General features: G+C 66.7%; 11 protein-coding genes and 3 tRNA genes. 10 read left to right on the top strand and 4 right to left on the bottom strand.

Annotated elements, in window-relative coordinates; all coding sequences use genetic code 11:
- Positions 1-11: 11 nt before the first annotated feature.
- The 6 genes from EKL94_RS11590 to EKL94_RS11615 all read left to right on the top strand — a co-directional run bounded on the left by EKL94_RS11590 (position 12) and on the right by EKL94_RS11615 (position 2799).
- Complete coding sequence (locus tag EKL94_RS11590) at positions 12-680, top strand: YoaK family protein (protein WP_126929216.1); 669 nt, start codon at positions 12-14, stop codon at positions 678-680.
- A gap of 64 nt (positions 681-744) precedes the next feature.
- Positions 745-1554, top strand: a complete 810-nt coding sequence (gene thiD, locus EKL94_RS11595; protein ID WP_126929217.1) for a bifunctional hydroxymethylpyrimidine kinase/phosphomethylpyrimidine kinase — start codon at positions 745-747, stop codon at positions 1552-1554.
- Entirely contained in the window at positions 1551-2477 is a 927-nt protein-coding gene (locus tag EKL94_RS11600; protein WP_126929218.1) for an alpha/beta hydrolase family protein, read from the top strand. Before thiD ends, EKL94_RS11600 begins: the two co-directional genes overlap by 4 nt.
- Positions 2468-2544: transfer RNA gene (locus EKL94_RS11605), tRNA-Arg, on the top strand. Before EKL94_RS11600 ends, EKL94_RS11605 begins: the two co-directional genes overlap by 10 nt.
- Positions 2545-2613: 69 nt before the next feature.
- Positions 2614-2690 (top strand) — tRNA-Arg (locus EKL94_RS11610).
- 32 nt (positions 2691-2722) lie between these two features.
- Positions 2723-2799 (top strand) — tRNA-Arg (locus EKL94_RS11615).
- A 683-nt stretch (positions 2800-3482) separates the two neighbouring features.
- Here the strand turns inward: EKL94_RS11615 and EKL94_RS11625 are convergent.
- The gene (locus EKL94_RS11625) at positions 3483-4403 is read right to left on the bottom strand and encodes a LysR family transcriptional regulator (RefSeq protein WP_100443621.1); all 921 of its coding nucleotides are present in this window, start codon (positions 4401-4403) and stop codon (positions 3483-3485) included.
- 140 nt (positions 4404-4543) lie between these two features.
- Between EKL94_RS11625 and EKL94_RS11630 the strand changes: the two genes are divergently transcribed.
- Entirely contained in the window at positions 4544-5245 is a 702-nt protein-coding gene (locus tag EKL94_RS11630) for a pirin family protein (RefSeq protein WP_126929220.1), read from the top strand.
- Between the two features lie 113 nt (positions 5246-5358).
- On the opposite strand, the gene EKL94_RS11635 is transcribed toward EKL94_RS11630, so the two are convergent.
- Together EKL94_RS11635 and EKL94_RS11640 are read right to left on the bottom strand one after the other, a co-directional pair.
- Positions 5359-7563 carry a TonB-dependent siderophore receptor gene (locus tag EKL94_RS11635; protein WP_126929221.1) on the bottom strand — a complete coding sequence of 735 codons (2205 nt, stop codon included), beginning with the start codon at positions 7561-7563 and terminating at the stop codon, positions 5359-5361.
- A 132-nt stretch (positions 7564-7695) separates the two neighbouring features.
- Positions 7696-8391, bottom strand: a complete 696-nt coding sequence (locus EKL94_RS11640; protein WP_126929222.1) for an alpha/beta hydrolase — start codon at positions 8389-8391, stop codon at positions 7696-7698.
- 184 nt (positions 8392-8575) lie between these two features.
- Between EKL94_RS11640 and EKL94_RS11645 the strand changes: the two genes are divergently transcribed.
- On the top strand, positions 8576-9715 hold the full coding sequence (locus EKL94_RS11645) for an MFS transporter (protein ID WP_126929241.1): 1140 nt from the start codon (positions 8576-8578) through the stop codon (positions 9713-9715).
- A gap of 81 nt (positions 9716-9796) precedes the next feature.
- On the opposite strand, the gene EKL94_RS11650 is transcribed toward EKL94_RS11645, so the two are convergent.
- Positions 9797-10915, bottom strand: a complete 1119-nt coding sequence (locus EKL94_RS11650) for an alpha/beta fold hydrolase (protein WP_126929223.1) — start codon at positions 10913-10915, stop codon at positions 9797-9799.
- 183 nt (positions 10916-11098) lie between these two features.
- Between EKL94_RS11650 and EKL94_RS11655 the strand changes: the two genes are divergently transcribed.
- Together EKL94_RS11655 and EKL94_RS11660 are read left to right on the top strand one after the other, a co-directional pair.
- On the top strand, positions 11099-12445 hold the full coding sequence (locus EKL94_RS11655; protein ID WP_126929224.1) for a c-type cytochrome: 1347 nt from the start codon (positions 11099-11101) through the stop codon (positions 12443-12445).
- Positions 12442-13368 (top strand): c-type cytochrome, encoded by a 927-nt coding sequence (locus EKL94_RS11660; protein WP_126929225.1) that lies wholly within the window; start codon positions 12442-12444, stop codon positions 13366-13368. The genes EKL94_RS11655 and EKL94_RS11660 overlap by 4 nt, the downstream gene beginning before the upstream one ends.
- Positions 13369-13370 lie beyond the last annotated feature (2 nt).

The raw sequence follows: 13370 nt of genomic DNA on the forward strand, positions 1-13370 counted from the left end.
GGGCCCCGCCGATGGGAATACGCCTGCCCACCTGGGTCTGGATCGGCGCGGTCGCGCTCTCGTGCGTGGCCGGCATGGTCAACGTGGTCGGCTTCCTCGGCTTCGAGCACCAGGCCGTCAGCCACATGACCGGCAGCACCAGCCAGCTCGGCATGGCGCTGGCCCAGGGTGACTGGCGTGCGGTCGGCCACCTGTGGGGACTGCTGATCGCGTTCTCGCTGGGCGCGATGCTCAGCGGCCTGCTGATCCAGGACAGCGCCCTGCAGCTGGGCCGTCGCTACGGCGTGGCGCTGGCACTGGAATCGGCGCTGCTGCTGGTGGCCATTCCGCTGTTCGAACAGCACCAGATCTGGGGCGCCCTGGCCGCCGCCATGGCCTGCGGCCTGCAGAACGCGATGGCCACCACCTTCAGTGGCGCAGTGGTGCGCACCACCCACCTCAGCGGCATGTTCACCGACCTCGGCATCGGCCTGGGCCACCTGCTGCGTGGGCTGCCGCTGCAGGTACGACGGCTGACCCTCAGCGGCCTGATCATCAGCGGCTTCCTCGCCGGCGGCATCCTCGGCGCCTGGCTGTTCATGCGCTGGCAGTACGACGCCCTGCTCGCCCCCGCCCTGCTGACCGGCCTGACCGGGCTGGGCTATGTGATGTACCAGCAATGGGCGCGCTGGCGGCATTGAATCAAAGGCATCCACGCATGGCGTGGATCTACCTTCCCCTGCTGGACCACGGCACAATCAACCGATGAGCCCGACCACTCCCGTTTCAGCCCTCACCATCGCCGGCTCCGACTCCGGCGGCGGCGCTGGCGTCCCTGCCGATCTCAAAGCCTTCGCCGCGCACCGCGTGCATGGCCTGGCCGTGTTCGCCGCACTGACCGCACAGAACACCCGTGGCGTCACCGCCGTGCACGTGCCACCGATCGCCTTCCTGCAGGCACAGATCGAAGCCTGCTTCGATGACTTCGACATCCATGCGGTGAAACTCGGCATGCTGGCCAACGCCGAGGTGATCCATGCCGTCGCCGATGCACTGGAAAAGCATCGCCCGCCGCACGTGGTACTGGACCCGGTGATGGTCGCCACCAGCGGTGCACGCCTGCTGGAGGAAAGTGCGCTCAAGGCCATGCGTGAACGCCTGCTGCCGCTGGCGACGCTGGTTACACCGAATACGCCGGAAGCAGAACTCCTGATCGGCCGGAAGATCGGCAACGGCGATGACGCCGAACAGGCGGCCTCCGCCCTGCTCGACCTCGGTGCCGGCGCCGTGCTGCTGAAGGGTGGCCACCTGCTTGAGGGCAATCGCGTGATCGATCGTTACTTCGACGGCGTCAGCAGCGAAGAATTCATCCACGCCCGCCTGCCGCTCGATGCTCATGGCACCGGCTGCACGCTGGCCTCGGCCATCGCCGCACAGCTGTGCAACGGACTGAGCCTGGCCAACGCCTGCGAAGCCGGTATCGACTACGTCGCACGCGGACTGCAGCAGGGCTATGCCCCCGGCCGCAGCGAGGTGCTGGTGCTCGATCACTTCGGCGCGGCACCACACGCATGAGCCTGACGCCGAGCGTCCTTGCCGTGCAGTGCGACGACGGTCATCGCTACGAGGTGATCGCCTGCGTGCCCGCACATCCCATCGCACGCCTGCTGTGGCTGCCGGCACTGGGCGTGGCCGCGCGCCACTACCTGCCACTGGCATTGACGCTGGCGGCGAAGGGCGTGGCGGTCTACCTGCACGAGTGGCGTGGCAACGGCAGCAGTTCGCTGCGCCCGTCGCGCACGCAGGACTGGGGCTATCGCGAGGTACTCGAACAGGATCTGCCGACCAGCCAGGCGGTCCTGGCCGCAGCGGATGACGACGCCGGCGCCCTGCCCTGGATCATCGGCGGCCATAGCCTGGGCGGGCAGCTGGCCTGCGTGCATGCCGGCCGCAACCCGCAGCACTTCAACCGGCTGTGGCTGGCCGCCAGCGGCTCACCGTTCTGGCGCGGGTTTCCGCCACCGCGCGGCTGGCTGCTGCCACTGGTCTATCGCTTCCTGCCGTGGATCGCGCAGCGCCAGGGCGTGCTGCATGGCCGGCGCCTCGGCTTTGGTGGCACCGAAGCGCGCGGACTGATTGCCGACTGGGCACGCGTCGGCCTGAACAACCACTACGCCGCGGCTGGCATGGACGAAGACCTCGATGCGCAGATGGCGCGCGTGCATGGCAGCGCACAGGCGGTGCTGATGGAGCACGACTGGTTGGCTCCCACCGGATCGATGCAGACGCTGCTGGCGAAGCTGCCGAATGTGGACGCGCAGCTGCGCGTGCTGTCCGCGCAGGAACTGGGCACGCGCGCCGATCATTTCGCGTGGCTGAAGGCGCCGGAGGCCGTAGCTGACAGCTTTTTCATTCAGTTGGATGAAAATTTTCACAAAACTGTTGACGGTACGCGCCGACATCCGCATAATTCCGCTCCTGTCGCAGGGCGCCCGTAGCTCAGTTGGATAGAGTACCTGGCTACGAACCAGGCGGTCGGGAGTTCGAATCTCTCCGGGCGCACCACTCGACAGGTTTTCAGCATCCGCCGCTGAAAATGCAGTAAAATTAAGCAGTAAGTTGATTGTGTGCCGCGCGCCCGTAGCTCAGTTGGATAGAGTACCTGGCTACGAACCAGGCGGTCGGGAGTTCGAATCTCTCCGGGCGCACCATACACAGTCAGCACAACAAGTTTATGTAATTGGCGCCCGTAGCTCAGTTGGATAGAGTACCTGGCTACGAACCAGGCGGTCGGGAGTTCGAATCTCTCCGGGCGCACCATTACACCGAAACAGCAGGCCTCGGCCTGCTGTTTTTTTATGCGTGTTTTTCGGCAGGGCTGCGCCCTGCCCCCTGGTAGTGCCGGCCGCTGGCCGGCAACCTCAACAGCAACAGCAACAGCAAAAGCTGGCATTCCGTGGGCTGGCGGGGCGGTGTCGGAGTGCGGGGACGCCGTGAACCCCGCTCCGCGGTCCGGCCCAGCCGCTGGCGGCTGTGCGTTCGGGCGCTTGCGAAGCAATGCTTCGCAAGCAAAGCGCTCTCACCCATGGGGGCTCGATGGCGGCATCCATGCCGCCAACGGTCCTGCCTGCCCATGCCGCCCCACCTCTGACAGATTTCCGCGATCTGATGGATCCACGCCATGCGTGGATGAATCTCCATCGAGTTCGAGTATTTCGATAATTGATCGAAGAGCATCCACGCATGGCGTGGATCTACCGTGTCGACCAAGGTCGACACCTACCAACAGCAGCGGGACTCTGTCGAAGGCGGGGTGGGTCCGGTTGCGGGGGCGTGAGCCGCATGGATGCGGCGACCGAGCTTACATGGACGTACTTGCAGCGGCCCCCGCAACCGGACCCACCCCGCCATCCCTCAGGAAACCAGCTTCTGTTGTTGCTGTTGCTGTTGCTGTTGCTGTTGCTCCAGCCCCTAGCGGGTGCAGGGCGCAGCCCTGCCAAACCCTACCCCCTTGCCATTGCCTGCCACCACTGCGACAACAGCTCTGGCCTGCGCAGGCGCTCGCGCCACCAGCGCAGTGCCGCGCCATCCTCACCGGTGCGCCAGGCCAGCCAGAAGGTCTCTTCCGGCTTGTGCTCCTCTACTTCGCGGATCACCAGCTGGCCGCGCGCCACCGCAGCGCGCGCGCACGGTTCGGGCAGGAAGCCGAAGCCCACGCCTTCGCACTGCAGCTTCAATTTGCTGGCCATGTCGGGCACCGTCAGCATCTCCTGCCCCATCAACAGCCCGACCGTGCGCGGCAGCAGCCGTCGCGCCGAATCGGAAACGGCGATCGCGCAGTGCTCGACCAGCTGCTCGCGACCGAGCACACCCGGTACTGCTGCCAATGGATGATCGGGCGCGACCGCGAACACGAACTCCACCGTGCCCAGCGGCTCAACCACATAACCACCGCCACTGGGGCCCTCGCCCGGCGCGCCGACCAGCAGGTCGGCACGGCGGTCCAGCAACGCCTCCCAGGTGCCGGACAGGGCCTCGCCGATCAATCGCAGCCGGGTCGGTGCCTCGGCCTCACGAAACGCGGCGATGTCCGGACCGAGCAGCCAGGTCGGGAACACCGAGTCCACCGCCAGCGTCAGTTCAGTCTCCCAGCCCGACGCCACCCGGCGCACCCGCAGTTCCAACTCGCGGGCGGCGCGCAGCAGGTGCCGGCCCTCGTCCAGCAGCGCGCGGCCGGCCTCGGTCGGTTCGGCGCGCGGGCCGACCCGGTCGAACAGCTGAACGCCCAGGTCCTCCTCCAGCTTGGCCACGGTGTAGGAGATGGTCGAGGGCACTTTGTGCAGGGCCTTGCCGGCGCCGGCAAACGAGCCGCGGCGGTCGATGGCATCCAGGATCTGCAGGGCATCGAGGCTGAGCTTGAGCATTCGAATTTTTCGATGATGGCTGTCAAAACTATCCGTTTTTCAAACCCCGGGCGCAAGCGGATACTTCTCTCCAACGGGGAAACACAGCGGCTACCGGCCCACCCCGCCCCATCGAAACCATCGAACAAGGAGATTCCATCATGCTGCAGATCCGCAAGAGCGCTACCCGTGGCCTGGCCGAGCATGGCTGGCTGTCCTCGCGCCATACCTTCTCCTTCGCCAACTACTACGACCCGCGCTACGTCAGCTTCGGCCCGCTGCGGGTGATCAACGAAGACAAGGTGATCGGCGGCCAGGGCTTCGGCACCCACGGCCACAGCAACATGGAAATCATCTCCTACGTGCTGGGCGGTGCGCTGGAGCACAAGGACTCGATGGGCACCGGCTCGGTGCTGCGCTACGGCGACGTGCAGCGCATGAGCGCCGGCAGCGGCGTCACCCACAGCGAGTTCAACCATTCCGCCGACGAGACCGTGCACTTCCTGCAGATCTGGATCTTCCCGGACACCGAGAACATCACGCCGTCGTACGAGGAGACCCACTTCACGCCGGAGACCAAGCGCGGCCAGCTGCGCCTGATCGCTTCGCCGGACGGTGCCGACGGTTCGTTGCGCATCCACCAGGATGCCCGCATCTTCGCCACCATCCTCGACGGCGGCCAGAAGCTGCACCATGCGCTCGGCAACGGTCGTGGCGCCTATGTGCAGGTGGCCCGTGGGCAGCTGCAGGTCAACGGCATCACCCTGGAAGCCGGTGATGCGCTGCAGGTCAGCGACGAAGCCCAGCTGACGCTGGAAAACGGCAACGACGCTGAAGTGCTGGTGTTCGACCTGCCGCTGTAACCACAACGCCCGCGATGCCGAAAGGCATCGCGGGCGTATGTGTAGAGCCGAGCCCATGCTCGGCTGCGGTTTGACAGCCAGCCGAGCGTGGGCTCGGCTCTACAAGATCCGCGTCAGAACTTGTAGTTCAAGGTGAGCCGTACATTGCGCGGCTCGCCCCAGGTGTAGGTGCTGTACCAGTTGAAGATCGTGTAGTAACGCTTGTCGAGCAGGTTGTTGACGTTGACCGTGGCCGACAGGCGATCGTTGAACTGGTAGCGCGCCATCGCATCGAGCAACCAGTACGGCTGCGTGCGATGCACCACCTTGGCCCGCGTGGCCGGGTTGGTGATCTCGCCGAAGGTCGAATCCTGCCAGCGTGCGCCGCCACCCAGCGTCAGCCCCTGCCAGGCGCCACGCAGGCGGTAGCTGGTGTGCAGGCTGAACTGGTTCTCCGGTTCCAGCGTGGTCACCTTGGTGCCCGCCTGACGGGCGATCTTGTGGGAGAACCCACCCTGCACCTGCCAGCCCTCGGCCAGCTGACCCGACATTTCAAGCTCGTAACCCTTGGTGCGCACGCCCATCAAGGCGCGGTAGGCATCCTGGCCAGCCGGTGTCTTGCCGCCGGTGGGCTGGGCGAAGTTGTCCTGATCAAGCTGGAACAGCGCCGCACTGGCATTGAGGCGCCCATCGAAGAACTCAGCCTTCAGGCCAACCTCGTAGCTGCGGCCCTCCAGTGGATCCAGGGCCTTGCCCTGCTCGTCACGCTCGCCCTGCGGCTTGAAGATGGTGCTGTAGCTGGCATACACCGAGTAATGCTCGCCGAGGTCGTAGACCACGCCGGCATACGGCACATAGACGCCGGTCTCGCGCGTGTCCGGCGAGCGGTAACTGGCCAGGCGGCTGCCGACGATCAGCTTCAACGGATCTGCCACGTCGAAACGGCCGACCACGTACAACCCGTTCTCGCGGGTTACTTCATTGTTGTCATAGGTGCGCTGCCACTGCGGCTCGGCAATGTCACCATTCCAGGTTCTGTAGTCCGGCACGGTATCCGGGAACCCCGCCTGCGGGCCGTAGCCGGTATTGGTCCAGCGCTTGCGCGAGGCACTGCCACCGACCACCAGCTCATGCTCGCGGCCGAACAGGCCGAAATGCCCGCTCACATAGAAGTCGGCGGCATTGCTGACGGTCTTGCCGACGTACTTGCCGAGCCACAGGCTGACGCCCTCGCCGGTCAACGGATCAGGATTGCCGGCGGCGGCTCCGGCCAGTGCGGCGTCATAGCCGTTGACCTGGTGGTTGAGCTGCAGCTTGGCAATCCAATCGTTGGCGAACGTGTGCTCCAACGTGGCGAAACCGGTACGGACGTACTGGCGCCAGCCGGCCCATTGCGCACCATTGTTGAACGAGCGCGGCATGCGGTTGAAGTTGCCAGCGCTGTCCAGCAGCGGAATGCCGCCCCACGTCGAACCCTTCGGGTCGCTGTCCATCACGTCGCCACCGACCGACAGCAGCGTGCGTTCGCCCAGATCGGCTTCCAGCACGGCATAGCCGACCTTGCTGGTGCGCTGGTAGTTGTCCAGGTTGGAGCGCTTGTCTTCCCAGGCACCCACGGCACGGCCACGCACGCGGCCATCGGCAGTCAGCGGGCCACCCACATCAAGCTCGGCGCGGTAGTCGTCCCAGCGGCCGACACCCACTGAGGCACTACCGGCGAAGTCTTTGCCCGGCTTCTTGCGCACCAGGTTGATGGTCGCACCCGGATCGCCCATGCCGGTCAGCAGGCCGGTCGCGCCCTTGAGCACTTCGATGCGGTCGTAGATGGCGGTGTCGCTGAGCGTGTTGCCGGCGGAGTATGCCGAATTGCGCGACATCGGAATGCCGTCGTACTGGAAGTTCTGGATCGCGAAGCCGCGCGCGTAGTACTCGGTGCGTTCGCTGTCGTAGGTGACGATGCTGATGCCGGGGGTCACCCGCATCACGTCGTCGATGCCGTGCAGGCCGAAGTCATCCATCTGGGCGCGGGTGATCACGCTGATGGTCTGCGGGGTCTGCCGTGGCGTCAGCACCAGGCGGGTGGCGGTGGCAATGGTGCCGGGCGTATAGGCGCCGCTGCCCTCGGTGATGGTCCCGAGCAGGTTGGCGGTGACCTGCACGGTCTGCAGGGTCTGTGATGCAGGGGCCTGGGAATCCTTGGCTGGATCCGTACTGGACTGCGCAGCAGCAATACCGCTGCTGCCCAGAGCAGCGATCAGCAGGCCCCGGGCCAGCGCCTGCGGCAACGCGCGGCGACGCGGCAAGGGGGACGGAGTATGGACAACAGGCACAGACAGCACGGCGGGACCTCCACGATAGGGTGGGATCCTCTGGCGGCGGCTGGAGGGAAGAGAGGGACGCGGCCGGATGGCCGCAGGCGCAGGAGTGTACTCCCCTGCGCCGCGGCTGTCGTGCGGTGTGCTGGCGCGGGATCAGCCGCCGATGGCGGCGCAGGCCTCCAGGATCAGCGCGGTCACTTCCTTCGGCTGCGACGCCAGCGAGGCATGGCTGGCATCCAGCTCCAGCAGGCGCCTGGGCTGCATCCTTGCGGCCATGGCCTTCTGGTTTTCCGGCGCGATCATGCGGTCGTGGCGGGACAGCTGGTACCAGCTCGGCGCGTGCTTCCACGCCGGGTCGCTGACCGCATCACCGAAGGTACTGGCCAGCGGCGCCTTCTGGGTCACCGCCATCACCCGGCCCTCGTCTTCGCTCAGATCCTGGCAGAAGCTCTCATGGAACTTGTCCGCGCGCAGCCACAGGTAGCCATCGCTGTCCGGCGCAAGGTTCGGCGCCGCCTCCGGCAGGTGCTGCTGGGTGATGCCACCGGGGCTCTCGCCGGCATCAGGCGCGAAAGCGGCGATGTAGACCAGGCCCTTCACGTTGTCCTCGTTGCCGGCCTGGCTGATCACCGCGCCGCCATAGGAGTGGCCGACCAGCAGCACCGGCCCGTCGATCTGCCGGATCATTTTCCGGGTGCGCCCTGCGTCGTCGGCCAGCGAGGTAAGCGGCAGTTCCACCGCCTGCACACGGTCGTGGCCGTTGCGATGCAGTTCCAGGATCACCTTGGCCCAGTGTGCGGCCCCGCCCCAGAATCCATGGACGAGGAGGATGGTCGGTGTCGTGCTCATGTACGGGTCTCCGGCAGCGGCCGGCGGGATGCCGACCGTGCAGCCACTGTCCGTGGGCGACGTTAATCGCCAGTGACGCGATCGGGTCACTGCAATCGTATGCGTCGCCCGATGTCACGCATGGCACTTGCCGAGCTGGCTTGAAAACGTTTTCATGAACATCCCCTGGAGCTTCGCATCGCGCATGACGCCTTCATCCCCACGTGCCCAGCAGCACGCCACCCGCGCCGCCTTCTTCATTCCCGGATTCGCCACCGCTGCATGGGCGCCGATGGTGCCCTACGCCAAGGCCAAGGCTGGGCTGTCCGACGCCAGCCTTGGCGCCGTGCTGCTGTGCCTCGGGCTCGGCTCGTTGCTGGCGATGCCGTTGGCGGGCGCGCTGACCGGACGGCTGGGCTGCCGCCGGGTGATGGTGATCACCTGCGCGATGATGCTGTGCGCCCTGCCCTTGCTGGTGCTGGCGCCCTCGCCGGTGGCGCTGGGCGCGGCCCTGTTCGTGTTCGGCGCCGGCGTCGGTGCACTCGATTGTGCGATGAACATGCAGGCGGTGGCGGTCGAGCGCGACGCCGGGCGCGCGATGATGTCCGGCTTCCATGCCTTCTACAGCATCGGTGGCTTTGTCGGTGCCGGCTGCATGACCGGCCTGCTGATCCTCGGCACGCCGCTGTGGCTGGCCGCGCTGGTTTCGGTGGCGGCGCTGCTGCTGGTCGCGGTGCTGTCGGCGCCGCACTGGCGCCCGCAACGGATCCTGCACGAAGGACCATTGCTGGCACTGCCGCACGGCGTGGTGCTGTTCATCGGCGTGCTGGCCTTCGTGGTGTTCCTCGCCGAGGGATCGATGCTGGACTGGAGCGCGGTGTTCCTGGCCGAAGTGCGGCAGGTACCGCGCGACCAGGCCGGCGCCGGCTTCGCGCTGTTCACCCTGGCGATGACCGCGATGCGCCTGTTCGGCGACGGCATCGTCGAGCGCCTCGGCCGCACCCGCACAATGGTCTTCGGCGGCATCACCGCCGCAGCAGGGTTCACATTGGCCACGCTGGTACCCTCGTTCCCGGTGGCGCTGGCGGGATACGTGCTGGTCGGGCTGGGCTGCGCCAATATCGTGCCGGCACTGTTCTCGATGGCCGGCCAACAGCGGGTGATGCCGGAGAGCATCGCCATCACTGCGGTGACCACGCTGGGTTACGCCGGCATCCTCGCCGGTCCGGCAGCGATCGGTGCACTGGCACACGGCACCAGCCTCGGCTTCGCCTTCCTGTGCGTGGCCGCGCTGCTGCTGGGCGTCGCGGCGTCTGCCCGCTCGCTGGCACGACGGGTGGCCTGACAGAAAAAGGGGACGGAGGGGATTAAGTCGTTTCCAACCCAGGAGTGCGGGAAACGACTTAATCCCCTCCGTCCCCTTTTCTCAGCTGCGCGTCAGCCACTCGGCCTGGGCCGGCAGCTGGGGTGCCGGGCAGGCACTCTGCGGATGGTGCTGGTCGCGCGCCATCCAGTCATCGACCACTCCGGCCAGCAGATCAAGCCGCAGCGGCAGGGTGATGTGGTCCTCGCCACGCATCTCGATGTAGTGCGCGCGCGGGTTGGCCTGCGCGAGCTCGCGGCCCTGGCTGACCGGAATGTGCTGGTCGCCCTGCCCGTGCAGCAGCAGCACGCAGGCGTGGGTATCGGCCAGCGCGCGCGCTACATCCACGCGGTCCAGATCGACGTCGATGCGGCGGCTGGCGGCGGCGATCACCTGGTTGATGTCCTGGCCGCCGTAGCGCCAGCGCGCGTACGACGCCACCGCCTGCGCCTTCAGGCCTTCCGGCTGCAGTCCCATCAGGTGCGGGATCATCGTGCGGATCGCTACACCGGCATTGGCGAACGATTCCATCGCCACCACGCCTTCCACCTGGTCGCCGAGCTTGTCGGCGGTGAATACCGCTGTGGCGGCGCCATAGGACACGCCGAACAGGTACAGCGGGCCGGTTACTTCACCACGTGCGCGCAGCTCGCCGATTACATCCACCACATCGTCGGATTCATAGGTGCCATAGCCCGACGGCCCAGTACCGGACTGACCATGGTTGCGCAGGTCGAGCGTGACCACGCGGTAGCCGGATTCGGCCAACTGCAACGACCACGGCAGCATCGAATCACCGTTCATCATCCAGCCGTGCAGCAGCACCACGGTGCCGCGCGGTGCCTGCGCGCGGAACGGTTGCGGTACCGCCAGGCTCAGCCCGGTATCCAACGGCAGACCGTTCTCGTGGCGTTGCGGCAGGTAGTGGTAACGCGCGCCGTAATCGCCGGGATCGAACACACGCCAGAAGATCGGCACGCCATCGCGGCCCGGCGCGAAGCCGTGGCGATTGGGCAGTTCGGCAATGGCCGCGGCAATGCGCGGACGATCGAGCAGGGTCGATACGCCACCCGGCGCGATCAGCCGATCGGCGAGCGAGGTGGACGAGGCATTGATCGAGGACGAGCATGCAGCCAGCCACAGGCCGGCGCACGCCAGCAACAACAGCAGCAGGCGCTTCATGGGCAATCGGGGAAAAGGTGCGACAGCGTGGCAGGTTAGCGACGCGGGCGTGGGCCATCTATCGCGCGCGGATGACGGCTTGATGACAACGCAGGAACGATTCAGCTTGGTGTACAAGCTGTATCCGTTCAGTCATTGATCCGGATCAATGAATACGCCGGCGTGTTTGTCCACAGTGCCGCCATGCGCACCTCGTTCAAGCTCGCCATTGCCCTGGCCGCCACGCTGGCCGCCGCCTACGGCATCGCCCGCACCACGCCCTACTGGTTCGCACCGCGACAGACGGCGCAGGTCGACATCCACGATCCGACGCTGATCACGCAGGGACAGTATCTGTCGCGCGCCGCGGACTGCGCCGCCTGCCACACCGCGCCCGGCGGCAAGCCGTTCGCCGGTGGCCTTGGCATGCAGACGCCGATGGGCACGATCTACTCGACCAACATCACGCCCGATCCGGACACCGGTATCGGTGCCTACGACTACGCCGACTTCGAGCGCGCGGTACGTCGCGGCATCCGTCACGACGGGCAGCCGTTGTATCCGGCAATGCCGTACGCCTCGTACGTGATCGCCAGCGATGCCGAAATCAGGGCGCTGTACGCCTACTTCATGGGCTCGGTGCAGCCGGTGAAGCAGGACAACGCCGACAGCACGATTCCGTGGCCAGCCAACATGCGCTGGCCACTGGCCTGGTGGCAGCTGCTGTTCGCACGCCCGCGCACGTTCAACCCGGATCCGTCGCTGGATGCCAGCCAGCAGCGCGGCGCCGAACTGGTGGAAGGCCTGGCCCACTGCGGCGCCTGCCACACGCCACGCGGGTTGGCGTTCCAGGAAAAGGCGATGGCCGATGATGGCAGCCGCCAGTTCCTGTCCGGCTCGGTGCTGGAAGGCTGGTATGCGAAGAACCTGCGCAATGAATCGACCGGCCTGGCCAGCTGGAGCGAGGGCGAGATCGTCGACTTCCTGCGCACCGGCCGCACCGATCGATCGGCGGCCTTCGGTGGCATGGCCGACGTGGTCGAGCACAGCACGCAGTACCTGTCCGACACCGACCTGCTGGCCATGGCCCGCTACCTGAAACAGCTGCCGGCGCGTGAGGGCCGCAGTGCGCAGTGGTCCCCCGGTACCGACACCACCACCGCCGCACTGCGCAGCGGCGACTACCGTGTTGCCGGTTCGCTGGCCTATGCCGAGCACTGCCAGGCCTGCCACCGTGCCGACGGGCGCGGCATGCCTCGCGTCTATCCGGCCCTGGCCGGCAACTCGATCGTGTTCGCCGATGACCCCAGCTCGCTGGTGCAGGTGACCCTGATCGGCGGCCGCACGCCGCATACCCCGCATGACCGCATGGCCTTCACCATGCCGGGCTTCGAGCAGCTGCCGAACGCGCAGCTGGCACAGATCCTGACCTTCATCCGCAGCAGCTGGGGCAACCAGGCCAGCGCGGTGAGCGAGGTCGACGTGGCGCGCATGCGCCGGGTGGTGCGCGACAAGCCGGTGCACTACGTTCCGCAGGAGGCCGCACAATGAAGCGTTCGCGCACGCGTTCCCGCCTGCTGATCGGCAGTGCGATCACCCTCGTGGTGCTGGCCGGCGCCGGTACCCTCGCTTACCGTCATCTGTACCCGGACCTGGATGCCGCCGTGGCCAGCACGATCGATATCCTCGATGCGCAGGGCAAGGTGGTCGGGCACTACCACGCCCCGAGTGCCGAGGAGATCGCCGGGCTCGGCAATGCAGAATCGGTGATGCTCGGCCGCCGCATCCTCAACGAGACCGCGCGCCTGCTTCCGGACAACGTCGGCAACGATCTGAACTGCAATTCGTGCCACATGGCCGAGGGCAAGCGACCGTTCGGCAACCACTACTTCAATACCGGCGGCGGCGCCTATCCGCGTTACATGCCGCGCCCGGGCAAGGTGATCGGGCTGACCGAGCGCATCAATGGCTGCCTGCAGCGTTCGATGAACGGCAAGCCGCTACCGAAGGATGCGCCGCAGATGCGCGCGATGCTCGACTACATGGCGTGGTTGAGCAGTCCTGTGCCAGAGGGTGCAAAGGTGGCCGCCCCCAGTGAGGGGCCCATCGACAGCACGCTGACCCCGGACCCGGTCCGCGGCCAGGCGCTGTACGCCGTGCAGTGCGCCGCCTGCCATGGCGACAACGGCGAAGGGCGGCGCGACGCCAGCGGTGACATCGCTTTCCCGCCGCTGTGGGGCGACCACAGCTTCAACATTGGCGCCGGCATGGCGCGCCTGTACAAGGCCGCCGGCTTCGTCAAGCACAACATGCCACCGGCGGTGACCCGCGAGCCACCACTGGGCCAGCAGGCGATGCCCGACCAGGATGCGGTGGACATCGCCAGCTACTTCATCAACCAGCCCCGCCCGGACTTCGCCAACAAGGCCAAGGACTGGCCGCGCGACCCGAAACCCAAGGACGCGCGGTACTGAGC

The organism is Stenotrophomonas maltophilia (genome assembly GCF_003970865.1).
GTDB lineage: Bacteria > Pseudomonadota > Gammaproteobacteria > Xanthomonadales > Xanthomonadaceae > Stenotrophomonas > Stenotrophomonas maltophilia_AR.

Bases quoted from the DNA above. Each gene is read 5' to 3' on its own strand.
- EKL94_RS11600 (WP_126929218.1), top strand. From the start codon at position 1,551: ATGAGCCTGACGCCGAGCGTCCTTGCCGTGCAGTGCGACGACGGTCAT.
- EKL94_RS11625 (WP_100443621.1), bottom strand. From the start codon at position 4,403: ATGCTCAAGCTCAGCCTCGATGCCCTGCAGATCCTGGATGCCATCGAC.
- EKL94_RS11655 (WP_126929224.1), top strand. From the start codon at position 11,099: ATGCGCACCTCGTTCAAGCTCGCCATTGCCCTGGCCGCCACGCTGGCC.
- EKL94_RS11630 (WP_126929220.1), top strand. From the start codon at position 4,544: ATGCTGCAGATCCGCAAGAGCGCTACCCGTGGCCTGGCCGAGCATGGC.
- EKL94_RS11640 (WP_126929222.1), bottom strand. From the start codon at position 8,391: ATGAGCACGACACCGACCATCCTCCTCGTCCATGGATTCTGGGGCGGG.
- EKL94_RS11650 (WP_126929223.1), bottom strand. From the start codon at position 10,915: ATGAAGCGCCTGCTGCTGTTGTTGCTGGCGTGCGCCGGCCTGTGGCTG.
- EKL94_RS11590 (WP_126929216.1), top strand. From the start codon at position 12: ATGGGAATACGCCTGCCCACCTGGGTCTGGATCGGCGCGGTCGCGCTC.
- EKL94_RS11645 (WP_126929241.1), top strand. From the start codon at position 8,576: ATGACGCCTTCATCCCCACGTGCCCAGCAGCACGCCACCCGCGCCGCC.
- EKL94_RS11660 (WP_126929225.1), top strand. From the start codon at position 12,442: ATGAAGCGTTCGCGCACGCGTTCCCGCCTGCTGATCGGCAGTGCGATC.
- thiD (WP_126929217.1), top strand. From the start codon at position 745: ATGAGCCCGACCACTCCCGTTTCAGCCCTCACCATCGCCGGCTCCGAC.